General features: G+C 66.4%; 27 protein-coding genes and 1 pseudogene. 17 read left to right on the top strand and 11 right to left on the bottom strand.

Annotation, left to right across the window (positions count from 1 at the left end):
* Positions 1-805: 805 nt before the first annotated feature.
* The 4 genes and pseudogenes from ACIBW7_RS23665 to ACIBW7_RS23650 all read left to right on the top strand — a co-directional run.
* A pseudogene (locus ACIBW7_RS23665) lies at positions 806-1,085 on the top strand (DivIVA domain-containing protein); the annotation flags it as partial.
* A 1,291-nt stretch (positions 1,086-2,376) separates the two neighbouring features.
* The gene (locus ACIBW7_RS23660; protein WP_397049643.1) at positions 2,377-2,958 is read left to right on the top strand and encodes a DNA-3-methyladenine glycosylase I; all 582 of its coding nucleotides are present in this window, start codon (positions 2,377-2,379) and stop codon (positions 2,956-2,958) included.
* 180 nt (positions 2,959-3,138) lie between these two features.
* Entirely contained in the window at positions 3,139-3,306 is a 168-nt protein-coding gene (locus ACIBW7_RS23655; protein ID WP_011211259.1) for a DUF3117 domain-containing protein, read from the top strand.
* Between the two features lie 16 nt (positions 3,307-3,322).
* Positions 3,323-4,153 (top strand): putative RNA methyltransferase, encoded by an 831-nt coding sequence (locus ACIBW7_RS23650; protein WP_397049641.1) that lies wholly within the window; start codon positions 3,323-3,325, stop codon positions 4,151-4,153.
* Here the strand turns inward: ACIBW7_RS23650 and glgA are convergent.
* Positions 4,129-5,286 carry a glycogen synthase gene (gene glgA, locus ACIBW7_RS23645; protein ID WP_397049979.1) on the bottom strand — a complete coding sequence of 386 codons (1,158 nt, stop codon included), beginning with the start codon at positions 5,284-5,286 and terminating at the stop codon, positions 4,129-4,131. The two genes, ACIBW7_RS23650 and glgA, sit on opposite strands and share 25 nt — an antisense overlap.
* A gap of 137 nt (positions 5,287-5,423) precedes the next feature.
* Between glgA and glgC the strand changes: the two genes are divergently transcribed.
* Entirely contained in the window at positions 5,424-6,638 is a 1,215-nt protein-coding gene (gene glgC, locus ACIBW7_RS23640; protein ID WP_364344358.1) for a glucose-1-phosphate adenylyltransferase, read from the top strand.
* On the opposite strand, the gene ACIBW7_RS23635 is transcribed toward glgC, so the two are convergent.
* From ACIBW7_RS23635 to ACIBW7_RS23625, 3 genes are all read right to left on the bottom strand, one after another.
* Positions 6,639-6,869 carry a hypothetical protein gene (locus tag ACIBW7_RS23635; protein ID WP_397049638.1) on the bottom strand — a complete coding sequence of 77 codons (231 nt, stop codon included), beginning with the start codon at positions 6,867-6,869 and terminating at the stop codon, positions 6,639-6,641.
* Positions 6,870-6,924: 55 nt separating this feature from the next.
* Positions 6,925-7,182, bottom strand: a complete 258-nt coding sequence (locus tag ACIBW7_RS23630; protein ID WP_397049636.1) for a hypothetical protein — start codon at positions 7,180-7,182, stop codon at positions 6,925-6,927.
* A gap of 121 nt (positions 7,183-7,303) precedes the next feature.
* Positions 7,304-7,936: an O-methyltransferase gene (locus ACIBW7_RS23625; protein ID WP_371856482.1), complete on the bottom strand. Its 633-nt coding sequence runs from the start codon at positions 7,934-7,936 to the stop codon at positions 7,304-7,306.
* A 390-nt stretch (positions 7,937-8,326) separates the two neighbouring features.
* On the opposite strand from ACIBW7_RS23625, the gene sigE reads away from it, so the two are divergent.
* The 8 genes from sigE (at position 8,327) to ACIBW7_RS23585 (ending at position 14,614) form a co-directional block, all read left to right on the top strand.
* Positions 8,327-8,932 (top strand): RNA polymerase sigma factor SigE, encoded by a 606-nt coding sequence (gene sigE, locus ACIBW7_RS23620; protein WP_397049977.1) that lies wholly within the window; start codon positions 8,327-8,329, stop codon positions 8,930-8,932.
* Positions 8,933-9,022: 90 nt separating this feature from the next.
* A complete protein-coding gene (locus tag ACIBW7_RS23615; RefSeq protein ID WP_040695126.1) occupies positions 9,023-9,409 on the top strand; it encodes a hypothetical protein in 387 nt (128 codons plus the stop codon).
* Between the two features lie 10 nt (positions 9,410-9,419).
* Complete coding sequence (locus tag ACIBW7_RS23610; protein ID WP_397049633.1) at positions 9,420-10,973, top strand: trypsin-like peptidase domain-containing protein; 1,554 nt, start codon at positions 9,420-9,422, stop codon at positions 10,971-10,973.
* Positions 10,974-11,028: 55 nt separating this feature from the next.
* Positions 11,029-11,445 carry a Sec-independent protein translocase protein TatB gene (gene tatB / locus ACIBW7_RS23605; protein WP_397049631.1) on the top strand — a complete coding sequence of 139 codons (417 nt, stop codon included), beginning with the start codon at positions 11,029-11,031 and terminating at the stop codon, positions 11,443-11,445.
* Between the two features lie 165 nt (positions 11,446-11,610).
* Positions 11,611-12,465 (top strand): hypothetical protein, encoded by an 855-nt coding sequence (locus ACIBW7_RS23600; RefSeq protein WP_397049629.1) that lies wholly within the window; start codon positions 11,611-11,613, stop codon positions 12,463-12,465.
* Positions 12,466-12,717: 252 nt separating this feature from the next.
* Complete coding sequence (locus tag ACIBW7_RS23595; protein WP_397049627.1) at positions 12,718-13,242, top strand: hypothetical protein; 525 nt, start codon at positions 12,718-12,720, stop codon at positions 13,240-13,242.
* Positions 13,243-13,267: 25 nt separating this feature from the next.
* Positions 13,268-13,468 carry a hypothetical protein gene (locus ACIBW7_RS23590; protein WP_397049625.1) on the top strand — a complete coding sequence of 67 codons (201 nt, stop codon included), beginning with the start codon at positions 13,268-13,270 and terminating at the stop codon, positions 13,466-13,468.
* A 69-nt stretch (positions 13,469-13,537) separates the two neighbouring features.
* A complete protein-coding gene (locus ACIBW7_RS23585; RefSeq protein ID WP_397049623.1) occupies positions 13,538-14,614 on the top strand; it encodes an XdhC family protein in 1,077 nt (358 codons plus the stop codon).
* Positions 14,615-14,870: 256 nt separating this feature from the next.
* On the opposite strand, the gene sigJ is transcribed toward ACIBW7_RS23585, so the two are convergent.
* Positions 14,871-15,761, bottom strand: a complete 891-nt coding sequence (gene sigJ / locus ACIBW7_RS23580; RefSeq protein ID WP_397049621.1) for an RNA polymerase sigma factor SigJ — start codon at positions 15,759-15,761, stop codon at positions 14,871-14,873.
* A 138-nt stretch (positions 15,762-15,899) separates the two neighbouring features.
* Here sigJ and ACIBW7_RS23575 point away from each other — a divergent pair, with 138 nt between their 5' ends.
* Positions 15,900-16,529, top strand: coding sequence for an NADPH-dependent FMN reductase (locus ACIBW7_RS23575; protein ID WP_397049619.1), 630 nt, complete (start codon positions 15,900-15,902; stop codon positions 16,527-16,529).
* Complete coding sequence (locus tag ACIBW7_RS23570; protein WP_397049617.1) at positions 16,495-16,986, top strand: YybH family protein; 492 nt, start codon at positions 16,495-16,497, stop codon at positions 16,984-16,986. Before ACIBW7_RS23575 ends, ACIBW7_RS23570 begins: the two co-directional genes overlap by 35 nt.
* Positions 16,987-17,092: 106 nt before the next feature.
* Here ACIBW7_RS23570 and ACIBW7_RS23565 read toward each other — a convergent pair whose 3' ends face one another.
* The 6 genes from ACIBW7_RS23565 to dapE form a co-directional block, all read right to left on the bottom strand.
* Positions 17,093-18,034 (bottom strand): glucosyl-3-phosphoglycerate synthase, encoded by a 942-nt coding sequence (locus ACIBW7_RS23565; protein ID WP_397049615.1) that lies wholly within the window; start codon positions 18,032-18,034, stop codon positions 17,093-17,095.
* Positions 18,031-18,915 carry a dihydropteroate synthase gene (folP, locus tag ACIBW7_RS23560; protein ID WP_397049612.1) on the bottom strand — a complete coding sequence of 295 codons (885 nt, stop codon included), beginning with the start codon at positions 18,913-18,915 and terminating at the stop codon, positions 18,031-18,033. The genes ACIBW7_RS23565 and folP overlap by 4 nt, the downstream gene beginning before the upstream one ends.
* 140 nt (positions 18,916-19,055) lie before the next feature.
* Positions 19,056-20,825 carry a long-chain-acyl-CoA synthetase gene (locus ACIBW7_RS23555; protein WP_397049610.1) on the bottom strand — a complete coding sequence of 590 codons (1,770 nt, stop codon included), beginning with the start codon at positions 20,823-20,825 and terminating at the stop codon, positions 19,056-19,058.
* 3 nt (positions 20,826-20,828) lie between these two features.
* Positions 20,829-21,431, bottom strand: a complete 603-nt coding sequence (locus tag ACIBW7_RS23550; RefSeq protein ID WP_397049608.1) for a TIGR00730 family Rossman fold protein — start codon at positions 21,429-21,431, stop codon at positions 20,829-20,831.
* Entirely contained in the window at positions 21,425-22,231 is an 807-nt protein-coding gene (locus tag ACIBW7_RS23545; protein WP_397049606.1) for a TIGR00730 family Rossman fold protein, read from the bottom strand. Before ACIBW7_RS23545 ends, ACIBW7_RS23550 begins: the two co-directional genes overlap by 7 nt.
* 10 nt (positions 22,232-22,241) lie before the next feature.
* Complete coding sequence (gene dapE / locus ACIBW7_RS23540) at positions 22,242-23,333, bottom strand: succinyl-diaminopimelate desuccinylase (protein WP_397049603.1); 1,092 nt, start codon at positions 23,331-23,333, stop codon at positions 22,242-22,244.
* Positions 23,334-23,397: 64 nt separating this feature from the next.
* On the opposite strand from dapE, the gene ACIBW7_RS23535 reads away from it, so the two are divergent.
* Positions 23,398-23,814 carry a hypothetical protein gene (locus ACIBW7_RS23535; RefSeq protein ID WP_397049601.1) on the top strand — a complete coding sequence of 139 codons (417 nt, stop codon included), beginning with the start codon at positions 23,398-23,400 and terminating at the stop codon, positions 23,812-23,814.
* Positions 23,815-23,964: 150 nt separating this feature from the next.
* A complete protein-coding gene (gene dapD / locus ACIBW7_RS23530) occupies positions 23,965-24,912 on the top strand; it encodes a 2,3,4,5-tetrahydropyridine-2,6-dicarboxylate N-succinyltransferase (RefSeq protein ID WP_327093565.1) in 948 nt (315 codons plus the stop codon).
* Positions 24,913-24,922 lie beyond the last annotated feature (10 nt).

Below are 24,922 nucleotides of genomic sequence, written 5' to 3'. Positions count from 1 at the left end.
CGATGTCACCTACAGACACGCAGTACGCCCTGCGGACTCGCGGGCATGTCACCCGGAATCGATACGACCCGCCACCGGTAGCCACCAGCCGCGCAACTAAGGCACTGCCGATGTCACCTACGACTCGCGGTACGCCGCCGCGGACTCGCGGCATCTCACCCGGAATCGATACGACCCGGCACCGGTAGCCACGGGCCGCGCGGCTAAGACACTGCCGATGTCACCTACAGACACGCAGTACGCCCTGCGGACTCGCGGGCATGTCACCCGGAATCGATACGACCCGCCACCGGTAGCCACCAGCCGCGCAGCCAAGGCACTGCCGATGTCAACCTACAAACTCGCGGTACGCCGCCGCGACTTTCGGCATATTGCCAATCGATACGGCGCGGCACCTGTAACAGCGGGCCGCGCCTGTCCCACGGGCCACACCGATCTCTGAGGTGCTGGTGGTGTCACCTACAACCGGCGCCGCGCCGCCGCAGGCTCGCGGGAATGTCGCTCAGTCTCGATACGGCGCGTCAGCCTGTGGCAGCGGGCCGAAGCTGTCGTCGCGAGCCCACCACCTGCCATCGCGGGGGAGACCGTCGGCTGGGTGAATCTCGGCTGCATACGGTGTGGCCAGCCCTGCGGTGCCTGCACAATCGTGCTCATTGTCGGACTGCGACTGCGCCGTGCCGACTCGGATGGACCGGGCGATCGCACAGCTCGGGTGGGCGACGACCCTGATCGCTCGCAATCCGAGGTCCAATTTTCGCGGGCAGGCGGATGTCAGGTGTCGGCGTGGGCCAATAAGCTCGGGGACATGCTCACGCTGCTGTTGTACGTGCTGATCGTCGGCTTGGTCGCCGCGGTGCTGTTCCTGCTCGCCAGTGCGGTCTTCGGGCGAGCCGAGGAACTCGGGCCGCTGCCCGAGGGAACAACGGCGACCGTGCTGCCCGCCGAAGGCATCAGCGGCGCTGATGTGCGCGCCCTGCGCTTCCAGCAGGTGGTGCGTGGCTATAAGGCCGGTGAAGTCGACTGGGCGCTGACCCGGCTCGCGGCCAGAATCGACGAGTTGCAACTCCAGCTAGCCGAGGCGCGCGGCACCCAGCCCCCGAGCGTCCAGCTGCCGAAGCAGCCGCAGCCGAGCGCGCCGCACCAACCACCCCAGCCGGCGACCGCGCAACCGAACGGCACGATCGCCCAGCCCCACGCCCCGACCGGCCAGCCTCAGATACCGACCGGCCGGCCCCAGGTACCGACTGTCCCGCCGAACGGCTCGACTACCCCGCAAACACCGACCGTCCAGCCACCGGCGGCCCCGCAGCAGCCACCGGCCGTCCCGCCGAACGGCACAGCGACCCAGGCACCGACCGCACAACCATCGGTCGCCCCACGGCAGCCACCGACCGCCCGGCAGGCCACTCCCCTCCTGCCGAACGGCACGGTTGATCCGCCAGTCCCGACCGGCCAGCTGCAAGCGCCGACAGTCCCGCCGAACGGCTCGACTACCCCGCAGGCACCGGCTGTCCAGCCACCGGCGGGCCGACCGCAACCACCGACCGGCATAACTGAGACTCCTATCGCACAACCATCGGTCGCCCCGCCACAGCCACTGACAGACACAGCGCCCCAGGCCGGCACAACCCAAGGACCGATCGCACAGCCGTCAGTCGCCCCGCACCAGGTGCCGACTATTCAGACCACGACTGTCCCGCAGAACGGCGCGATCGCCCAGCCGCCGACCACGTACCCCTCCGTCACCGCCTCGCAGGCTCCGACCGCGCAGCACGGCCCGGGCGCGCAGCAGGTCCCAACCGCACAACACGGCCCAACCGTGCAGCAAGTCCCGACCGCACAACACAGCCCGAGCACGCAGCAAGTCCCAGCCACGCAGCAGGCGCAACAAGTCCCGACTGCACAGCAGACCCCGACCGCACAGCAAGTCCTAGCCGCACAGCAAGTCCCAACCGCACAGCACGGGCCAACCGTGCAACAAGTCCCGACTGCACAAGACGGCCCGACCGCACAACACAGCCCGAGCACGCAGCAAGTCCCAGCCGCACAGCAAGTCCCAGCCGCACAGCAGGCCCCGGGCGCGCAGCAAGTCCCGACCGCACAACACAGCTCGGGAACGCAGCAAGTCCCAGCCACGCAGCAGGCGCAACAAGTCCCGACCGCGCAGCACTCCCCAGCTACGCAGCAGACCCCGCCCGCACAGCATGTCCTAGCCGGACAGCACGACCCAACCGTGCAGCAAGTCCCGACCGCACAACACAGCCCGAGCACGCAGCAAGTCCCAGTCGCACAGCAGACCCCGACCGCACAGCAAGTCCCGGGAACGCAGCAAGTCCCGTCCGCGCAGCAACACTTCCGATTCGGGGTGGGCCAGTAATGACCGCTGAAATCACCGTGTCCGCGCCGGATGCGACCGAATCCGATGGGAAGATCCGTTGTCCCTGGTCGGAGGGGTCCCAGCTTTACCGGGACTATCACGACAACGAATGGGGCAAACCGCTGCACGGCGATGACGCCATGTTCGAGCGCATGTGCCTCGAGGCATTTCAATCGGGGCTGGCGTGGATCACCATTCTGCGCAAGCGTCCGGCCTTCCGAACCGCATTTGCCGGGTTCGCGATCGACCGGGTGGCGGCGTTCGGCGATGACGATGTGGCGCGGCTGTTGGCCGACCCCGGCATCGTGCGCAACCGGGCCAAAATCCAGGCGTCGATCGCCAACGCCCGGGTGGCCGCCAACCTCGATACCGGACTCGACGAGTTGATCTGGTCCTTTGCACCGGCCGCCCGGCCGCGCCCGCGCGCGATTGCCGAGGTGCCCGCGACCACCCCCGAATCCATAGCTCTGGCAAAAGAATTGAAGCGGCGCGGGTTCCGCTTCGTCGGCCCGACGACGGCCTACGCGCTGATGCAGGCGACCGGAATGGTAGACGACCACCTGGCCGATTGCTGGGTCTAGGGACGACGGCCCAACACAGGCCGAGCGGTCACATTTCGAACTCAGGTATCCGTCCACTCCGGCGATAGGGAAGAATGGGACGGGTGTAGCTCGCCAAATGCCGGCGAGCTCACTAGTTGGTGACAACTGGAGTTCCAAGAAAGTGCGCAGCATATCGCGCAGATCTGGAGGGAGCAGAGGATGGCGGCCATGAAGCCCCGCACCGGGGACGGTCCCCTCGAGGCAACCAAGGAAGGGCGTGGAATCGTGATGCGGGTTCCACTCGAGGGTGGCGGGCGTTTGGTCGTTGAGCTCACGCCGGATGAAGCGGCAGCGCTCGGTGACGAACTGAAGAGTGTCACCAGCTAATCCCACACTCGCTGATGTGGCCGGTCTGCTGGCCTGTCCGGAATGCGGCTCCGAAATGGAGTCGCGGGATCGGTCGCTGCGCTGCGGACACGGGCACAGTTTCGACATCGCCAAACAGGGTTATGTCAGTCTGTTGACCGGTGCGTCGACGAAGATGACCGGCGATACCTCGGCGATGCTGGACGCGCGTGCCGCGTTCCAGGTCGGGGGACATTTCGCGCCGATCGCCGATGCGGTGGCCAGGGCCGTCGCGGCCGACGATCCGGTGCTCGACGGTGCCGCGGTGCTAGAGGTCGGTGCCGGAACCGGCTATTACCTGGCCGCGGTGCTCGATGCTGTTCCGGCCATCGGGATCGCGTTGGATGTGGCCAAACCCGCGGCCCGACGCTGTGCCCGCGCCCATCCACGTGCCGCCTCGGTACTAGCCGACGCCTGGCGCGGACTGCCGGTTCGAGACGGTGCGCTGCATCGAGTGGTCTCGGTATTCGCACCACGTAATCCGAGCGAGGTCGCCAGGGTCCTCAACGCCGACGGCCGGTTCGTCGTCGCCACACCTACCCCACGCCACCTGGCCGAGCTCGTCGGCCCACTCGGCATGGTGACGGTCGACCCGGACAAGGATCGCCGTCTCACCGACGCCATGTCCGGCCATTTCGGCGCGGTCGACCGCACCGTCGTCGAATACTCGATGAAACTCACCCGCACCGATATCGGCAACGTGGTGGCGATGGGCCCGTCCGCCCACCACGCCACCAACCACCTGGATGGCCTACCGGACACGCTCGAGGTGACCGCCTCGGTCCAGGTCTCGACCTTCCGACGTCAGAACTTGCGAACCTGGTCGTAGATCGCCACGGTTTGGGCCGCGATCTGCAGCCAGTCGAATTCGGCGATGGCACGGTGGCGTCCGGCGGCGCCGAATTCGGCGGCTAGCACCGGATCACCAGCGACCTCGTTGACCGCTGCGGCCAGATCGTGTTCGTACTGCTCCGGCGCATTCGCGTCGTAGTGCACCAGGCGACCGGTCTGTCCGTCCACGACCACCTCCGGAATGCCGCCGACATCCGAGGCGACCACCGCGGTCGCACACGCCATGGCCTCGAGATTCACGATGCCCAGCGGTTCATAGACCGAGGGACAGACGAACATCGCCGCCGCTGCCAGAATCTGGCGAATCTGCTCGGTCGGCAGCATCTCGCGCACCCAGAACACATTGCCGCGCGCCTTGGTGAGTTCCGCGACGGCTGCGGCGACCTCGGTTTCCAACTCGCGGGTGTCCGGCGCGCCCGCGCACAGCACCAACTGGATCTCCGGATCGAATTCGCGGGCGGCGGCGAGCAGATGCCCGACCCCCTTCTGCCGGGTGATGCGACCGACGAAGGCCACCATCGGCAGGTCGGCACGCACGCCCAATTCGTCCAGGATCGTGCGGGATTCGCCGACGGGCGGTCCGGGATGCCAGACGGCCGCGTCGATGCCGTTGTGCACCACGTGAACCCGGTCCGGATCGATCGTCGGATAGGCGTCGAGCACATCGTGACGCATACCCTCGCTCACCGCGATGATCGCGTCGGCGTATTCCACGGCATTGCGCTCCGACCAGGACGACAGCCGGTAGCCGCCGCCGAGCTGTTCGGCCTTCCACGGCCGCCGCGGCTCCAGCGAATGCGCGGTCAGCACATGCGGTATCCCATAGAGGGTGGCAGCGAGATGTCCGGCGAGCCCGGTGTACCAGGTATGCGAATGCACCACGTGCACCTCACCCGCGGCATCGGCCATCCGCAGCTGGGCCGACAGCATCTGCATCGCGGCATTCGCCGCGTACAGCATCGGATCCGGTTGGTGGACTACCGCATCCGTGCGTGGCACGCCCATGCAATGCACTGTCACCTCGCACAACTGCCGCAATTGCGCGGCCAACTGGGTGACATGGACACCTGCCCCGCCGTACACCTCCGGGGGATATTCGCGCGTCAACATAGCGACGCGAAGCCGGTCGTGATCGCCGGCTCCCGCCCCCGCACCCCCACCGCCCGTGCCGAAACTCACGGCTTCAAACTAGACGTTCACTTTGGCATGGGCCACCTGTACGCGCGTCGCGCGGTAGTTTGGCAGGTGTGAGGAGCCAGCCGCACGTACTCGGGATCGTGCTCGCCGGTGGCGAGGGTAAGCGCCTGTTCCCCCTCACCGCGGATCGGGCCAAACCAGCTGTCCCTTTCGGCGGTGCGTATCGACTGATCGACTTCGTACTCAGCAATCTCGTCAACGCGGGCTATCTGCGCCTGTGTGTGCTCACCCAGTACAAATCGCATTCACTGGACCGGCACATCTCGCAGACCTGGCGACTATCGGGTTTCGCCGGTGAATACATCACGCCGGTGCCGGCGCAGCAGCGGCTCGGTCCGCGCTGGTACACCGGCAGCGCCGATGCGATCATGCAGTCGCTCAACCTGATCTACGACGAGGATCCGGACTACATCGTGGTATTCGGTGCGGATCACGTGTACCGGATGGATCCGGAGCAGATGGTCCAGCACCACATCGACTCCGGTGCGGGCGTCACGGTCGCGGGCATCCGGGTGCCGCGCAGCGAGGCGAGTGCCTTCGGCTGCATCGATTCCGACGAGTCCGGGCGGATAACCCAGTTCCTGGAGAAGCCCGCGCATCCGCCGGGCACCCCGGATGATCCGAACGTCACCTTCGCCTCGATGGGCAACTACGTCTTCACCACCAAGGTGCTGGTCGATTCGATCCGGGCCGACTCCGACAACTCCGATTCCGATCACGATATGGGCGGCGACATCATCCCGGCACTGGTCGCCGCGGGCGAGGCCTCGGTCTACGACTTCGCCGACAACGAGGTGCCCGGCGCCACCGAGCGCGATCGGGGCTACTGGCGCGATGTCGGCACCATCGACGCCTTCTACGCGGCCCATATGGATCTGGTCTCGGTGCATCCGGTCTTCAATCTCTACAACAAGCACTGGCCTATTCGCGGCGCGGCGGAGAATCTGCCGCCGGCCAAGTTCGCGCAGGGCGGGCTCGCGCAGGAGTGCGTGGTCGGCGCCGGTTGCATCCTGTCGGCCGCGACCGTGCGCAATTCGGTGCTCAGCTCCAATGTCATGGTCGACGACGGCGCGACCGTCGAGGGCAGTGTGATCATGCCCGGCGTCCGGATCGGGCGCGGCGCGGTGGTGCGGCGCGCGATTCTGGACAAGAACGTGGTCGTCGGCGAGGGCGAGATCATCGGCGTGGATCTGGACCGGGATCGGGATCGCTTCGCGGTGAGCAACGGCGGCGTGGTCACCGTCGGCAAGGGCGTATGGGTCTGACTACGTCGGATTCGACGGACAGAACGGCGCGCAGGCACCCGGTGTTTTCGGCACGGTCGTGGCCGGTGACTTATCGCCGAAATCGGCGGTGACGACCAATAGCATCAGCACAACGGCGAGACCGAGCACCAGCACGAGAATGATCGCCGACCAGCCCCAGTTGATCGGGTCTCGATCATCGTTGTCGCGAAACACGCTGAACCTCTCCCCCGACGGCCGCTCCCGGGACATCCTCTACTCCTTGGTACCCAGTCGGCGGCGGTTTCGCGCGAAATATCTCCGACGGTTATCGCGGGCCGGGTTCGGGTGGCGCGACGGTGACCGTACAGAACGGTTCGCAGGGGCCGGGAGTCAGCGGAACTTTTGTCCGCTCGGTGCCGAAATCGGCATTACTGACCCACACCAGCACCACCACGGCCAGCACCATGATGAAAATCAGAAAGCCGAGAGCGGGCAGCAGACAACCGCCGCGTGCTCGTCCTTCTTTGATCGTATGGCCGAAATGGCCGATTTCTAGGATCTGGGATCCGCGCTCCCACACCATGGGCGTACCTTGCCGTCGTCGAACCTGGCATCAGCTCGAATACCCGTCCGGCGGCGATGAAATCAGCACACGGCGAATGAAATCCACGCGCTCCCAACGCGTGTGAATAGCCGCACAGTTACTAGCCGCGTGATGCGCAGAGCAGACCGTCGCCGACCGGGATCAGCACGCTGGTGAGTTCGGGATCCTCGGCGATCGCCCTGGTCGCGGCGCGCACGGCCTGGGTCGCCGGATCGCGCTGGGTCTGGTCCGGAACCCGGCCGCCGAGCAGGGCATTGTGCAGCAGGATCGCGCCACCCGCACGCAGCAGCCGCACGGCCTGGGTGACGTATTGCGGATGCTCGAGCGGGGCCGCATCGATGAACACCAGGTCATAGGCGCCGTCGGCGAGTCGGGGCAGCACATCGAGGGCTCGGCCGTTGATCAATCGGGTACGCGCGGGCAGGATCTCGGCGGTGCGGAATGCCTCCTTGGCCGCACGCTGATGCTCAGGTTCGGAATCGATGGTGGTCAGCGTCCCGTCCTCGCGCATGCCATCCAGTAGCCACAGCCCGCTGATCCCCGCGCCCGTCCCCACCTCGACCACCGCACGCGCGCCGAGTAGCTGGGCATACATGCTCAGCAGGGCGCCGACCGACGGTGGTACGGGTAACGCACCGAGTTCAGTGGCCCGCTCACGCGCGCTGACGAGGACCTCGTCTTCCACGACGGATTCCTCCACGTAGGAGAGATTTCGCTCCAGATTCGATGCCACGCCTATGAATCTAGGGCACGAAGTCGCAAGTTTGGCTCACCGGTGAAGCGTTATCCCGTGGCCGTGCGATTAATTGTTTGTCGGGGGCGGGGGCGGATTCTCAGGTGTCCCTCAGGATCTCCATACCCTCGGCATATCGAGGCAGGAAAGAGTATGGGCAAGCAAGACCAGCCGACCGTCCGGCACGGGGGCGCGGGAACAACAACATACCGATCGTCTGTTGTAACCGTACGTGACGATCCGAGACCCGGATCGCCACTAGATCCGCAGCCACGGTCCCGAGTAGGAGGTATCACCATCCACATGGTCGATGCGGCGCGCGAGTTCGCCACCCTGCCAGCGCAAACCCTGCCGACGGAAGCGGCGCAAATTCTCCCGACGGAGGCCGAAATGCACGACGAGGACGTGACCGAAGTCGAGCTGAGCGGCACCGCGGCCTTCGACGCGACGGGCGACCGTTCCGCGATGCCGTCCTGGGACGAGTTGGTCCGCGAACATGCCGACCGGGTGTACCGGCTGGCCTATCGACTTTCCGGCGATGCGCAGGACGCCGATGATCTGACCCAGGAAACCTTCATTCGGGTATTCCGTTCGCTGTCGAATTACCAGCCGGGCACCTTCGAGGGCTGGCTGCACCGCATCACCACGAACCTGTTCCTGGACATGGTGCGCAGGCGCAACCGGATCCGGATGGAGGCGCTGCCCGAGGATTACGACCGGGTGCCCGCCGAGGGACCGAGCCCGGAGCAGGCCTATCACGACTCCCGCCTGGATCCCGACCTGCAATCCGCCCTGGATTCGCTGGCTCCGGAGTTCCGCGCGGCGGTCGTGCTCTGTGATATCGAGGGTCTGTCCTACGAAGAGATCGGCGCGACCCTCGGTGTCAAGCTCGGCACCGTGCGCAGCCGCATCCACCGCGGCCGTCAGGCATTGCGCGACTACCTTGCGCATAATGGAAGTGAGCAGCGGTTCGCCGCTGACGCGAACCTGGGGTGATCCGGCGCAAGCCGAACCGCACCCGACGGCCGGACATCCGTTCGGTCGAGCGCAGAAGTGGATGATGTCGGTTGGAAGGGTGAGCACCGAATGAGTGGCGACGCCAGCACGTCAGGTCGTCCCCGTTTCCGTCCCACCGAGCATCTGGCCAGCGAGGCGATCGCGGCCTATGTGGACGGCGAACTGCGGATGAATGCCTATCTGCGTGCCGCCCAACATCTTTCCGTCTGCCCCGAATGCGCGGCGGAGGTCGACGCGCAGCAGCAGGCGCGGATCGCGCTGCGCCGGGCCGGTCAGGTGTCGATTCCGACCGATCTGCACGACAGCCTCACCCGCATTCCACTCGCCGAGCTGCCCGGCGGCGCAACCAGTGCGGCCGCCCGGCCGCCCGCCGGAAGCCCCCGCAACGAGGCGGTTTTCGGATTTCTGACCGATTCGTTCACCGCGACCCGGTGGACAACCTGGTGGCGCAAGTAGAGTTTGCCGAGTGACCACCGAATCGACGAATTCCGGGCCGTCGGAATCGCGGCCCTCCGCAGGCGACACCAACGATTCGGCGCCCCGGGGGAACTTAAGGCCGTCGGACGCGCCCGTACTCGGACCGCGCCCGGTCTACCGGCCTCACGTGGACGGTCACACGGCGCATGCGTTCCGCCGCCCCTCGGGCCAGGCCGGTTCATTCGGCGAGCAGCCCAAGTCGACCGGTTCGGGCGTGCCACAGGTCGGCCCGGAACTGCACAACAGCCCGCCCGACGCCGTACTCGCCGAGGCCTTCGGTCGCCCCGAAGGCTCCACCGAACTTCTGCAGCGTGATCCTGACGCCGACGACACCGGCGCACCGGTGGCCGGTCCGGCCGATCCGTGGCGCGATCCCGATGCCGCCGCACGTCTCGGCGCGCCCGCCGTCGCCACCCCGCGGCCCGCACCGCTGCCGCAGGCGCGGAAGCTCTCGGCCAGGGAGGTGCTCTTCGGCTCCCGGGTGGCGCCCAAGGCGCTGGCCCTGCTCGCGGCCGTCGCGCTGGCCATCGGCGTGCTCGGTGGCCTGGTCGGCCGGTTGACCGCGGAGGCGACGTCCCCGTTGACCTCGCGCAAGGTCACCCTGGAGCAGTCCGGCGAGGTCGAGCGCCCGCACGGCCTGATCGCCAAGGTGGCCAATGCGGTGCTGCCCTCGGTGGTCTCGATCCGGGTCACGGTCGGTGACAACGGCGCGACCGGTTCCGGTGTGGTCATCGACGGTGCGGGCTACATCGCGACCAACAATCACGTGATTTCGATGGCGGCACAGGACAAGTCGAACCGAGCCGCCATTCAGGTGACCTTCTCCGACGGCAGCCGGGTGCCCGCGAATATCGTCGGACGCGATCCGAAGACCGATCTAGCGGTGCTGAAGGTCGATGTGAAGAATCTCACTGTCGCCAATCTGGGTAAGTCCAAGGACGTCCAGGTGGGTGACGACGTGCTGGCGATCGGTTCGCCGCTCGGCCTGAGCAAGACCGTCACTTCCGGCATCGTCAGCGCCCTGCACCGTCCGGTCGCGCTCTCCGGTGAGGGCAGCGATACCAAGGCCGTCATCGACGCGGTGCAGACCGATGCCTCGATCAACCCGGGTAACTCCGGTGGCGCATTGGTCGACATGGAGGGCCGGGTCGTCGGCATCAATACCGCGATCCGCAGTGAGACCGGCGGTTCGGTCGGCCTCGGCTTCGCGATTCCGGTGGATATGGTGACCAATATCGCGCAGACCCTGATCCACGACGGTCAGGTGCACCACCCGAAGATCGGTCTCAGTGCCCGCAGCAAGCAGGTCGCAAACGATGTGATGAGCGGCGCGGCGGTCGCCGACGTGGAACCCGGCGGACCGGCGGCCAAGGCCGGAATCGTCGAGAACGATGTCATCGTGAAGATCGGCGATCGCGAGGTGACCGGCCCGGATGAGCTGGTGGTCGCGGTGCAGCAGCGCAAGATCGGCGAGACGGTGAACGTGCAGTTGATCCGCGATGGCAGGCAGGTGGACGTGCCGGTCACGCTGGAATCGGACTGAGCCGCGGATGGAATCCGGAGCGGCCCGGCAACGTCGGCCCAGGTAGCCTGGACCCGTGTTCAGCAACATCAGCTGGGGCGAGATGGTCATCCTCCTCGTCGCCGCCCTCGTGATCCTCGGCCCGGAGCGACTGCCCGGGGCGATTCGCTGGACGACGCAGAGCCTGCGCAAGGCTCGCGACTACGCCAGTGGTGCGACCCAACAGCTGCAGCAGGAGCTCGGACCGGAATTCGAGGACCTGCGCAAGCCGCTGGCCGATCTGAACGAGCTGCGCCAGATGTCGCCGCGCCAGATGGTCACCAAACATCTTCTGAATGGCGACGATTCGGTCTTCCGCGACTTCGAGAAGGCGATCCCGGATAAGCGGGACCTGCTGGGCGCCAGCAGCGGCATGCCGGACTACCCGATGCCCAAGCTCGAAAAGCCCTTGGAGCACAACGAACGTCCGCCGATCGACACCGACGCGACGTAACTGTGTTGGATTGGCCGCGCCTGCGGCGCGGCGTGTTCGCGGCCCCCTGGTGTCTCGAACGTCGCTCGTAAGACTCGCTCTGTTGTGGTTGCTAAGGGCTGCAACGGGTCTGTTGTGTCAAGAAGACTAGACGCTTGATCGTGTCGAGATGTCTAGACTTCGCACATGTCGGCCGATGACGTGGCGCGCGTTTTCGCGATCGAAGATAAAGTCGAGCGACTCAAGGCGGCCACCGATGGGGTGGCGGCGGCCCAGCAGACCATCAACGAACTAACCCGTATCCGCAGGGCGGTGATCAGGGAACTTCATGCCGAAGGCTGGACCTTCGCCAGAATCGGTGCGGCGGCGGGACTTTCCCGCGCGCGGATCCATCAGGTGAGTACCCAGGGTCCCGCACCGGAAGGTCTGTTTTTCGGGCACGGATCGCTCACGGTAATCGCTCCGGAGGTGCGCGGTGGCCGAGTGCTCGGCGCACCGGATCCGAATGCGGCACAACGACTGGTGGAGCTACTTCGCGAACTCGGCTTCACCGCAACGGTCGAACACTTCCTGCCGGGCCGACCCGTCGACCTGAATCGCGACGGACTGATCGTGCTCGGCGGGCCCGAACTCTCGCCGAGCATTCGCCAGCTCATCGCGGCCGATCCGCGGCTGCGGCGCGCGGTGGCGCGAGCCGGGGATGTCCGGCGCGGCATCGAAGATCGGGCAGCCCGGCGGGTGTACCGGCCGGGCGGTCCGGAACCACACGATATCGCCTATGTCGCGCGTCTGCCGCGTCCCGACGGACGCGGCACCGCCCTGATCATCGACGGCCTGCACCCACCCGGCTCGCTCGGCGCAATCCGTTTACTCGCAACGAGATTGGCCACGCTGCACGAACGCGCTGCCACACATCTGTTTTCGGTGCTGGTCGCCGTCCGCTACGACCGTTCCACGGGTGAACCGGTCGATGCCGATCTGCTCACACCGGTGTATCGGCACGACGCCGAGCCCAGATCGATCTCTGGCCTTCGACGCTGAGTTGTTCGACTGCCGGAAACCTTTTGGCAACCAAGCAGAGATCGGTACCGCGCACGGCACCGGGATTCAACGGAGCCGCGCGACATTTCACTCGCACCCGAAGAACCCAGGTAGCTCACATCAGTTCGCAATGAAACCGTGATGTGCCACACATCACCTAGACCTTCCATCTGGGCTCGACAACCGTGATGCTGAGTTAGCTATCCGATAACTATGATGGTAGGTGGGTTTCACATGGAGGTTCCGCGTCCGATGAGCACGCGTACTGCACTCGGGTCGGAGGTCGAGCTCGAAGCGGGCGGTCCGACAGCGGAACCCGTGACCACCACCCATCGGCTCACCTACAGCAATCGACTCGAGGTCTTTATCGGTCCGGACGACTCCGTGCTCAACTTCCTGCGCCCGCTACGCAGGCTGGACGGATTCGATTCCTACTCGGTGAATCTCACGCGGCTGCCGCATCCGATGCCCGCATCGGAGATCACCGCGACGCTCAGCGCCGCGCCGGGCAGGAACTACGTGGAGTGCATAGGGTCGGCCGACGTGCTGGCCATCGAGCTGCGAACCGAGGAGGACGGGATGCCGCGCCGGTACCGGCTCGGCCTGCCCGGCGAGCGCGTCGGCTACCCGGGCGTCGGCGTGCCGAATGGGACCGAGCTGTTGCGCGTGTACCCCGACGAGATTTTCGACGCCGAACATGCGGCGAAGGTATTCGCGACCTACTTCCACACCGGCGATATCCCGGCGGGTTTCCAACTTCGTGAGGTTCTCGATTGATGCGCGACGTCTGGTGTGGACAACCATGAATGTCATCGTGATCGTGAGTGTCGTACTTGTTGTCGTGGTGATCGCCGCGGTGGTCATCATGCTGGTGCGGGCGCGTCCCACCCGCACTCATCTGACCGTTGCCGATCTGCAGGCGCGGCTGGCCGAGGAGGATGAGCGGTTGCATCCGGACGGTGTCGAGCACACCGCACCACAGGAACTCGGGCGCAGCGCATAAGAACTGGTCGGTAGTTAGGCTTGATGCCGGCGACGACGAACGGCTCCGCCCGGGAAAGGATCGGTGGCCGTGCGCACGATGCTCGAACAGTTGGTGCAGCTTGCCGATCGGGAGCCGGTGGCGTTGGCCCGCATCGTGGATGCGACCGGGCCCGGGCCGCGCGAATTGGGCGCGGCGATGGTGGTTACCGCGGGCGGCGAGGTGTTCGGCTCGTTATCGGGCGGATGTGTCGAGGCCACTGTGGTCGAGTCGGCTCGGGAAGTGCTGGCCAGTGGAAATGCGGTATCGGATCGGTTCGGATATGCCGAGGCCGACGGTTTCGCGGTGGGGCTGACCTGCGGAGGTGAGATCGAGGTGTTCGTCGAACGCGTCGATGACTCCCGACTGCCGGTGCTGTCCGCATTGCGTACAGCGATCGCGGCGGGCAAGCCGGTTTCGCTGGCCACCACCCTGGACGCCGCTCCGGACTGGAAACTCTTGCGTCCCGGCGCTTCCGAGCCATGGCGCGGCGTCGACCGCGACGCACGGGCGCTGCTCGCCGCCGGACGCAGCGGCCTGGTCGGCTCGGACGAATGCGAAACGGTCCAGGCCCCGCGCCCCCGCGTCTTCGTCCAGACCTTCGCCGCCCCGGCCCGCATGATCCTGGCCGGCGCCAACGACTTCGTCCGCGCCCTCGCCCGCACCGGCCGCCAGCTCGGCTACCGCGTCACTGTGGTCGACGCCCGCGAAACCTTCACCACCCCGGCCCGATTCCCCTCCGCCCACGAGGTGGTCGTCGACTGGCCCCACCGCTACCTGAGCGCCGAACACGCCGCCGGACGCATCGACGAACGCACCGTGGTCTGTGTCCTCACCCACGACACAAAATTCGATGTGCCGATGATCGTGGCGGCATTGGGCATCCAGGAAATCGGTTTCGTCGGCGCACTCGGCTCCCGACGCACCCACACCGAACGCACCGAACGCCTGCGCGCCGCCGGAATCACCGACGATCAGCTGGCACGCCTGAAAAGCCCACTCGGCCTTGACCTCAACGCCCACACCCCCGACGAGACCGCCATCTCGATAGCTGCCCAGATCCTCGCCGAACGCGGTGGGGCGTCAGCGCAGCCGCTGAGGGACACGCTCGGCCCGATCCATCATTGACCCCTCCGCAATCGACTGTGCCCCTTCCCCAGTCGGATGCCATAGCCGATGCGTGCCGCGAACACCGAATCACCCTCGCTCGCACCGGAGTACGGCTATTCCACCACTGATCGGCGCGCTGTGCGGTTGGGCCGGCCATCCAGCAGTGTCTTCTGCAGCGCGGCGCGTTCGTGCCACGGCAGCAGCGTGGTCACCTCGTGTACAGCGGCGCACAAGCCCGTGATCGCTGTCCTCAGCGTTGGGGCATGCCATCGGTTCAGCCGACTGTCCAGGGCCGCAGTTTTTCCGGATTCCGGATCGCCCAGATGCGAGTGATCCGGCCGTCGGCGATGTCGAAGGCGTACACCGACACGATGGTGTCGGCGAGCTGCGCCACCAGGCCGGGTTGACCGTTTACCGTGCGCTCGAGCAGTGTTACCTCGGGACCTCGGGCGGCGATTTCGATCCAGGCGCGCGCAACCTGCTCGCCGCCGATGATCGGGTGGCGGAAGGCCGGGGCCAAGCCGCCGCTGTCGGCGGTCGCGGTCGCGGTCGGATCGAGTAAACCGATCAGGGCCTCGATATCGCTTGTCTCCCAGGCCCGTTTGAAGTCCCTGACCACCTCGGAGCGCTGGGTGCTCGATGGGCCCCGCGATGTGTCGATGCGGCGGCGGGCAGAGGAAGCGAGCTGGCGGCAGGCAGCGGGAGTGCGCCCAACGATGTCGGCGACCTCGGCGAAGGAGTATCGGAAAACGTCGTGCAGCACGAACGCCACGCGCTCGGCCGGTGTCATGGAATCGAGCACGACGAGGAAGGCCATACTGATCGACTCGTCGAGGGTGACGCGGTCGGCCGGGTCGGCAGGGGCGGGCCCACCGAACCATTCCGAATGGCCGGGAATCGGCTCCGGAATCCATTCGCCCACATACCGTTCCCGCCTGGCTCGCGCCGAGCCGAGCAGATCGAGACAGATCCGGCCGGCGACCGTCGTCAACCAAGCGCCCGGCACCGCCACCTCATGGCGCTGCCGCTCGGATAGCGCGTACCAGCGCACATAGGTTTCCTGCACCACATCCTCGGCTTCGGCGAGCGAGCCGAGCAGCCGATAGGCGAGATTGATCAGCTGACGGCGTTCAGTGATCACGGAGCGCAGTTGTGGATCGGTCATGGTGTTCGGCTCCTTCGGTCGATATGTCTCTCACCGAATCCGACGAAGTAGCGGCCCGAACTGTGAGACGACCTGACATTCCGACCGCCTGCATCGTCGGGAGGTAGTGACAGTTTCAGCAGAGCAGGAGTTGCGAACATGATCAGAATCGCCATTATTCTCGGCAGTACCCGGCCCAATCGCAACGGTCCGCAGGTGGCCCAGTGGGTTCTCGACTCGGCATCGCGCCGCAGTGATGCCGAGTTCGAACTGATCGACCTGCACGACCACCCGCTACCGCATCTCGACGAACCAGTGCCGCCGATGTTCGGGCCGTCGGTCCATGAACACACCCGCGCGTGGGCCGAGCGGATCGCCCCCTTCGACGGCTTCGTGATCGTGACCCCCGAGTACAACCACGGCCTCCCCGGTGTGCTCAAGAACGCCATCGACCACCTGTTCCGGGAATGGGCCGGCAAGGCGGTCGGATTCGTCTCCTACGGTGCGGGCGGCGGCGTCCACGCGGTGGACCAGCTGCGACTGATCTGCAGCACGCTGAGCATGGCTGGTGTGGGCCCCCAGGTCACGATCTCGCTGCACCACGATTTCGAGAACTTCACCACCTTCACCCCCGGCGACCGGCACGTCACAGCCCTGAACACGCTGCTGGATCAGCTCGTCGCATGGAGCAACGCGCTCGCGCCGCTGCGTCAGCCCGGCACCGATACCCCACACACCATTGAAGGAGCCGATCATGACGACACCGAACGACTTTCAGTCACTCGCTGACCGGATCGAAACGCAACGCGAGGTGGACGAGGCCAAGGTTCGCCGGCAAATCGACAAGATAGTCGCAGCACTGCGAGCCAAGGATCTCGAGGCCCTCGAGCAGGTGTACACAACCGACGTCGTGTCATTCGATATCGAGCCGCCGCTCCAGCATGTCGGGATAGTGGCGAAACTCGAGAATTGGGCGAAGGTGTTCGCGGTCTTCGAAAGCGTGAGTTACGAGGTCCGCGACCTGACCCTCACGATGGGCGATGAGGTGGCATTCGGGCACACCTTCGCTCGTCTCAGCGGCACATTGCGAAACGGGACAGCGACGAGCGGTATGTGGGTCAGAGTCAGCTACGGTCTCCGGAAATTCGACGACACGTGGTTGATCGCGCATGACCAGGTCTCGGTGCCGCTCGACATCGCGAGCGGCAAAGGAGTGGTCGACCTCGAGCCGGTGACGAAAGCCTAGGCCGTCCTGGCACGAAACCCACTGCAGCTCAATACATCTGCGACGCCCATCTGGCGCATCGCCGCAAACGAAGGAACCCCGGGCGCGCCCGGGGTTCATCGTTGCTTCAGGCCGCAGCCCAGGCCGGGCGCAGCGTATTCATCGGCGGGCGATCGGCGAGGGAGACCTCCGTGTTGTGCGCGGTGAAAGCATCGCCGATCAGCGGGAACTGGGTCAGCGCCGCACCGGAGTCCTGGACGCCGCTGCGACCGAGCACGGTGCCGAGGATCTGGCGGCTCATTACGCCGAGGTCGGCGAGCGGGCGGTTGCGGTGGGTGCGTACGCCGAGATTCACCTGACCGATCGCGGATAGGCCGCGGCGGTCATAAGTGTCCAGGAGCAAACCGATCTCGACGCCGTACCCGGGGGCGAACGGCACCGAGGTCAGCAGTTCGCGGGTGCCCGCGTATTCGCCGCCGAGCGGCTGCAGCACCTGCGACAGCTCCGGACGTAATGCGGCGAGCAGCGGGCGGGCCACGAGTTCGGTGACACGACCACCGCCGTGTGCGTCCACGGCGCCGGCCTGCCGCAGCGGCCTGCGGTAATACGCCTTCACCAGATGCATATCGTCGACCAGCAGCAGCGGGCCGAGCAGCTTCGGCACGAAGGCCGGATCCGGGTCGATGAGATCGGAGTCGACGAAGGCGATGACATCGCCGCTGGTCACCGCCAGCGAGCGCCACAGCACCTCGCCTTTGCCGGGCAGCGGATCGAGTTCGGGGACGGCCTGTTCCCGACTGATCACCTCGGCGCCCGCGGCCAGCGCACGTTCGGCGGTGGCATCGGTAGATCCAGAATCGAGCACGATCAACTCGTCGACCAGGGTGCCGAGCAGCGGTCGAATGCTGGCCACCACATCGGCGACGGTGTTCTCTTCGTTCAGTGCGGGCAGCACCACCGAAACGGTGCGTCCACGTTTGGCGGCGATCAGTTCGTCGACCGTCCAGTCCGGGGTGTCCCAGGTATTCGTCGTCGCCCAGAGCGGGCTGTCGTGGTGGTGGAAATTCATACCAGACCTCGCAGGGTTCGTGCGGGGGGCCGGATGCCCTGTATCGCGGCGATCATGTCCACGACGCGCCGGGTTTCGGCAACCTCGTGCACTCGGAAGACTCGGGCGCCGGCGGCCGCCGACCATGCTGTTGCTGCCAATGTGCCCTCCAACCGTTCGGATAGACCGACACCTAAAGTCTCCCCGATAAAATCCTTGTTGCTCAGCGCCATCAAGACTGGCCATCCGGTATTTACAAGAACGTCTATTCCCCGCAACAACTCGAGCCCGTGGTAAGTGTTTTTGCCGAAATCATGGGTCGGATCGATCAGAATCGAATCCCTGCGAACCCCGGCCGCGGCCGCATCTTCTGCGGCGCGCAGCACGGTTTGCGTTACTTCTGCCACCACATCGGCGTAGCGCACCCGATGCGGACGGGTGCGCGGGACTGCCCCGCCGGTATGGCTGCACACGATGCCGACGCCGCGATCGGCGGCCACGTGCACCAACTCCGGGTCGGCGCCCGACCATGTGTCATTGATCAAATCCGCGCCCGCGGTGACGGCCGCCTCGGCCACCTCGGCCCGCCAGGTATCGATGCTGATCAGTAGCTCCGGATACTTCTCCCGGATCGCCGCGACGAACGGGACCACTCGACGAGCCTCTTCCGTCGCATCGACCAGGGTGCCCGGACCGGCCTTCACCCCGCCGATATCGACCAGATCGGTGCCCTCGTCGACCGCGCGCGCGACCGCGTCCATGGCGGCCGCGTCGGTGAAGGTGGCGCCCTTGTCGTAGAAGGAGTCGGGGGTGCGATTGACGATGGCCATGACCAGCGCCCGATCCGTCGCCACCGGCTTGCCGCACAAAGTGGGAAGCGGCGCTGCGGTGGGGCTGAACATGCCCCGACTGTACCTAGTCCTGTAACACGGCCCCAGGGAACGGGTTGTGGACGGTGCATTCTTGGGACGCGCAACAACGGATTTCGCCAGTACCCGGGCAACTTGTCGAGTGCGTCCACAGCGCCGCCGCGCGATCGGCGCTAGTTCTTCGGCGCGCGAGCCGCGGCGACGTCGGCGGCGTATTCGTCGTACGCCGGGATGTAGCCGTCGGTCCGACCTGCGAGCACGTACAGCTGACTGTCGGCGTCGGGTGCGTAGCCCTGCTTGCGGAGTTCGACCTTGCGGCTCTTGAAGGTGGAGGTCTGCTCGAGTTCGGCGACGACCCGGATGAACAGCGGGACCGCATAGCCGGGCAACCGAGAGTAGGCCAATTCAGCGAGCGCGCGACCGTCGAACTCAGCATCCGGGTACAGCGTCACCGCCGCCATACCCGCCTTGCCGTCGGTGCCAGGGATATCCACGCCGAAGACGACCGCCTGCGAGATCGGGTCGGATTCGGCGAGCACACCCTCGACCTCGGTGGTGGCGACATTCTCACCCTTCCAGCGGAAGGTATCGCCGAGCCGGTCGACGAAGGCGATGTGATGCCAGCCCTGATCGCGGACCAGATCGCCGGTGTCGAACCAGGCGTCGCCGTCGGTGAAGCCGTCGCGGACCAGCTTCGCCTCGGAGGCGGCTTTATCGGTGTAGCCGTCGGCGGGCGAACGATCGGTGACCTTGGCCAACAGCAGACCGACCCCGCCGCCCGGCACCCTGCGCAGTCGACCGTCCCTGTCGCGCTTGGCCTTTCCGGTCGCATCGTCGTATTCGACGATGGCGTAGGGCAACGGCCCGAAGCCCGCTGTGCGATCCAACCCGAAGGCATTGACGAAGGCGATATTCACCTCGCTGGCGCCGTAGAACTCGACGATCCGGTCGATGCCGAAACGGCTCTTGAACTCATCCCACAGCTCCGGCCGCAGACCGTTGCCGACGGCGAGCCGCACCCGGTGCTGCCGATCGGTCGGCTTGACCGGCTGATTGACCAGGTAGCGGCAGAGTTCACCGATGTAGATGAACGCGGTCGCCTGCTCCCGGATGATTTCGTCCCAGAACCGGGAGGCGGAGAACTGCCTGCCGAGTGCGAAGGCGCCGCCCGCGGCGAGCACCGACGACAGCGCGACGGTCAGCGCGTTGTTGTGATAGAGCGGCAGGCAGCAGTACAGAGTGTCGTTGCCGCGCAGGCGAATTCCGAGTCCACCCAGTCCGGACATGCTCTTGGTCCAGCGCAGATGTGTCATCACGCTGGCCTTGGGCAGTCCGGTGGTGCCGGAGGTGAAGATAAGGAAGGCACGTTCCTTCGCGGCGACCTGCGCGCAGCTCGGCGGATCGGCCGGGTCGGCATCCTCGGCCGCCTTGTGCAGCTCCTGCGAAAAAAGCACATCGGCAAGGGGTTCGGCGAGCGAGTCCAGTGCCGCCTGGCATTCCTCGCCGACCACGTTGAGCACACTGTCGAGCAGTCCGAAGCTGTGGGCGAGTACCTGGTCGCGCTGGTGGTGATTCAGCAGGCCTACCGTCGCACCGAGTTTCACGGTGGCCAGCACCACGAACAGGGTTTCCGGACGGTTGGTCATCAGCACGCCGACCACATCACCGCGCTGCACGCCACGGTCGGCCAGCACTCGCGCGTACCGGTTCACCTGTGCGTTGGCCGCACCGTAGCTGACGGTTTCGCCCTCGTACTTCAAGAACGGCCGGTCCGGATGCCGGTGCGCGTTGCGTTGGAAGTACAGCCCGACCGAAGATTTGTCATCCGGTCGCACCGTCATGCCGAGCGCGCCGCGCAGCATCGATGGTGCGTCGAATGCCATGAGCGGCAACCGCTTCGCGATATCGAATAGGCTGACCTTCTGGCGGGCGGGAGTGCTCAAGCGTCAGTTCTCCTCGTCGAGAGTGGTTCCCGGCTCCGGTGTCACCTCGGATGCCTGCACCGGTTTCAACGCCGCGAAGGCCGCGGGCAGATCGTCGACCACGGTGATCCTGGCCATAGCCGGCTGGGACACGAACTTCCGATCGTAGAGTTGGTCCAGCCAGTCGAACAGACCCCGATAGAAACCATTGGGATCGAGCACAACCACCGGCTTCTCGTGTTGGCCCAGATAACCGCCGGTCCAGGTTTCGAAGAATTCCTCCAGCGTGCCGATGCCGCCGGGCAGAGTGAGAAAGGCGTCGGCGCGGTCCTCCATGACCTGTTTGCGCTGGCGCATGGTGTCGGTGACGATCAGCTCGTCGGCATCGACATCGGCTACTTCCTGGTGCACCAAGTGTTTCGGGATCACCCCGACGGTGTGCGCACCGCCCGCGCGGGCACCGGTCGCGACCGCGCCCATCATCGAGACGTGACCGCCGCCGGAAACCAATTGCCAACCGCGCCTTGCGATCTCGGTGCCGACCCGGGCGGCGAGGGCGAGCATTGCCGGATCGGCGGTGCTGGCCGAACAGTAGACGCAGACCGCGTATCCGGCTTCACTCACCATTGATCCTCCGTCCCGAGAGCATCGGTGTCGGTGGCCCCGTCCGCGGTGGCCAGGATGATCTGCACGACCTCCTCGACGCTATCGGTCACATGCAGCAGGCCGAGGTCGCCGGGTGAGATCTTGCCGGAGCCGCCGAGCGAATCGCGCAGCCAGTCGACGAGTCCGGCCCAATACTTGCTGCCGAACAGGATGATCGGGAAGCGGGTGATCTTGTGGGTCTGCACCAGGGTGAGCGCCTCGAACAGCTCGTCAAGGGTGCCGAATCCGCCCGGCAGGCAGATGAATGCCTGCGAGTACTTCACGAACATGGTCTTGCGCGCGAAGAAGTAGCGGAAGTTGATGCCGAGGTCGACCCATTCGTTGAGGCTCTGCTCGAACGGCAACTCGATGCCGAGTCCGATCGAGTACCCGCCCGCCTCCGACGCGCCCCGGTTCGCGGCCTCCATCACGCCGGGTCCGCCGCCGGTGATCACCGCGAAACCGGCCTGTGCGAGCGCACCGCCGATGGCCATGGCGGCGTGATACTCCGGATGACCCGCCGTCGTGCGCGCCGAACCGAAGACGGTGACCGCGCGCGGCAGTTCGGCCAGCGCACCGAAGCCCTCGACGAATTCGGCCTGGATCCGCAGCACCCGCCATGGATCGGTATGCACCCAATCGCTCGGTCCGTGCCGGTCCAGCAGGTTCTGGTCGGCGGTGCCGCCCGGCTTGCGATCGCGGCGGAACATGATCGGTCCGCGGAATTTGGGTGTCGACTTCGGCGTGCTTGCGATCTCGTTGTCGGCGGCTTCGGTGGACATGGCGCCCACGCTACCGGGATACGCCGGTGAGGTAGCCGCGCAGCACCTCGGCGACCGAGCTGATCTGGGCGACCGGGACGTGTTCGTCGCGCTTATGCGCGAGATTGGGGTCGCCGGGACCGAAGTTCACCGCCGGGATGCCGCGGGCGGCGAAGCGCGCGACATCGGTCCAGCCGTATTTGGCGCGCACGCTGTCAGCGCCGACCACGCTGATCAGATCCTTGGCGGCGGGGGCGGACAGGCCAGGCAGTGCGCCCGCGGCGGCGTCGGTGAGCTCGAAATCGAGCTCGAGTCCGTCGAATACCTCGCGCACATGCTCGGTGGCCTGGGTGACGGTGCGGTCCGGGGCGAAGCGGAAGTTCACGTCGACCTCGGCCTCGTCCGGAATCACATTGCCCGCAACGCCACCGCCGATACGGACCGCGGACAGGCCCTCGCGATAGACGCAGCCGTCGATGTCGACCTCGCGGGCCTTGTAGTCGGCGAGCCGCTGCAGCACCGGGGCCAAGCGGTGAATCGCATTGTCGCCCTTCCACGATCGCGCCGAGTGTGCCCGCATGCCCTTGGTCGCGAGCCGGGCGCGCAGCGTGCCCTGGCACCCCGCCTCGATGACACCACCGGACGGTTCGCCGAGGATGGCCAGATCGCCGACGAGCCAATCCGGGAGGTCGCGCTCGATGTGGTTGAGACCGTTGTACTTCGCGGAGATCTCCTCGCAGTCGTAGAAGATCAGCGTCAGATCGTGCACCGGTTCGGCGATGGTCGCGGCCAGATGCAGGAAGACCGCGTCACCGGATTTCATATCGACGGTGCCGCAGCCGTAGAGCCGGCGCTCCCCCGCCTCGTCCACAAAGGTGCTCGGCACATTGTCGGCGATGGGCACGGTATCCAGGTGACCGGCCAGGATGACCCGAGTCGGCCGACCGAGATCGGTGCGGGCGAGCACCACGTTGCCATGCCGCAGCACCTCGAACCCCGTTGTCTGCTCGCGCATCGCCCGCTCGACGATGTCGGCGATAACCACCTCGTTCTGCGACACACTCGGGATGTCGACGAGAGCCGCGGTCAGCGTGATGGGATCGGCGCGCAAGTCGATGGTCACGCGCCCCAGCCTACGGTTCTCCGGTCGCACCCGTCGCCATCGCGGCGGCGATACGGTGTTCGGTATGCACCCGGCCCATCGGCGCAATCGGTTACCGCGCCGCTATCGGCGACGGCCACACGATACGGCGACGGTTTCGGTCGCCGGGGCCGACATCGTCGTAGTCGGCTTCTTCTCCGCCAGGGAGCCGGACTACGCGACGCGCATGGACGATGCCGCGAGCGCGGTCGCCACCCTCGGCGGTCGGGTCGTCGCGACCTTCACCCAGCGACGCGGGGTCTCGGCTGGCGGCGCCCGCCTGATGGCGCGGCCGTTTTCACCCCGGACGCTGTTCAGCGCCGGAAAAGTCGGCGAGATCGCCGCGGCCTGTGCGGAACTCGCTGCAGATGCGGTAGTGGTCGTCAACCAGCTCACTCCACACCAACGCGCGGTGCTGACCGAGGCTTTCGGGCGCTCGACGATCAGCCTCGCGGAAATGTGACGGGCCGGGTGGTGGGTAGCGGTCGACGTGGCTCACCATGGGCCGCGATGGGTGGGTAACCTCTGATGACGTGAGGGAGCGAAGCGAGCGAACAATCAACACAGCGCGCCTAATGCGCACGACGGAGCCGAGCGCTAGCGAGGCGCAGTCGTGAGCATTCAGGGAGCAGCAGCAGTCGGTATCGCCAATGTGACCGCGGACGGGACCGTATTGGATACGTGGTACCCGAATCCGGAGTTGGGCGCGTTCGGTGACACCGGCACGAAGCGCCTGGACGAGGCGCCCGCGGAATACGCGGCGCTGCTCGGATTCGACGAGGCGCGCGGGGTCGATGTGATCGCGGTGCAGACCACGATCGCCGATCTGTCGGCCGCTCCCGTGGACGCGCACGATGTGTACCTGCGCCTGCATCTGCTCTCGCATCGGCTGGTCAAGCCGCACGAGGTGAGTCTGGACGGGCAGTTCGGGCTGCTCAGCAATGTGGTGTGGACCAACCACGGTCCGGCCGCGGTGGAGGGTTTCGAGGCGACGCGCGCGAAGCTGCGCGCCCGCGGCCCGGTCACCGTGTACAGCATCGACAAGTTCCCGCGGATGGTCGACTACGTCGTGCCGTCGGGTGTGCGCATCGGTGACGCCGACCGCGTCCGCCTCGGTGCGCATCTGGCCTCCGGCACCACCGTCATGCACGAGGGCTTCGTGAACTTCAACGCGGGCACGCTCGGCGCCTCCATGGTCGAGGGCCGCATCTCCGCGGGCGTCGTGGTCGGCGACGGCTCCGACATCGGCGGCGGCGCCTCCACCATGGGCACCCTGTCCGGCGGCGGCACCACAATCATCTCCATCGGCGAGCGCTCCCTGCTCGGCGCCAACTCCGGACTCGGCATCCCCTTCGGCGACGACTGCGTCCTGGAGGCCGGTCTCTACCTCACCGCGGGCACCAAGGTCACCACCCCCGACGGCACCGTGGTCAAAGCCGCCGAGCTCAGCGGCCAGAACAACCTGCTCTTCCGCCGCAACTCCACGACCGGCGCCGTCGAGGTCGTCCACCGCAAGGGCACCGGCATCGAACTCAACGCCGACCTGCACGCCAACGATTGAGCTAGGCTCC

It is taken from the genome of Nocardia sp. NPDC049526, from assembly GCF_044465765.1.
GTDB lineage: Bacteria > Actinomycetota > Actinomycetes > Mycobacteriales > Mycobacteriaceae > Nocardia.
This window is presented reverse-complemented; position numbering and strand designations above follow the sequence as displayed.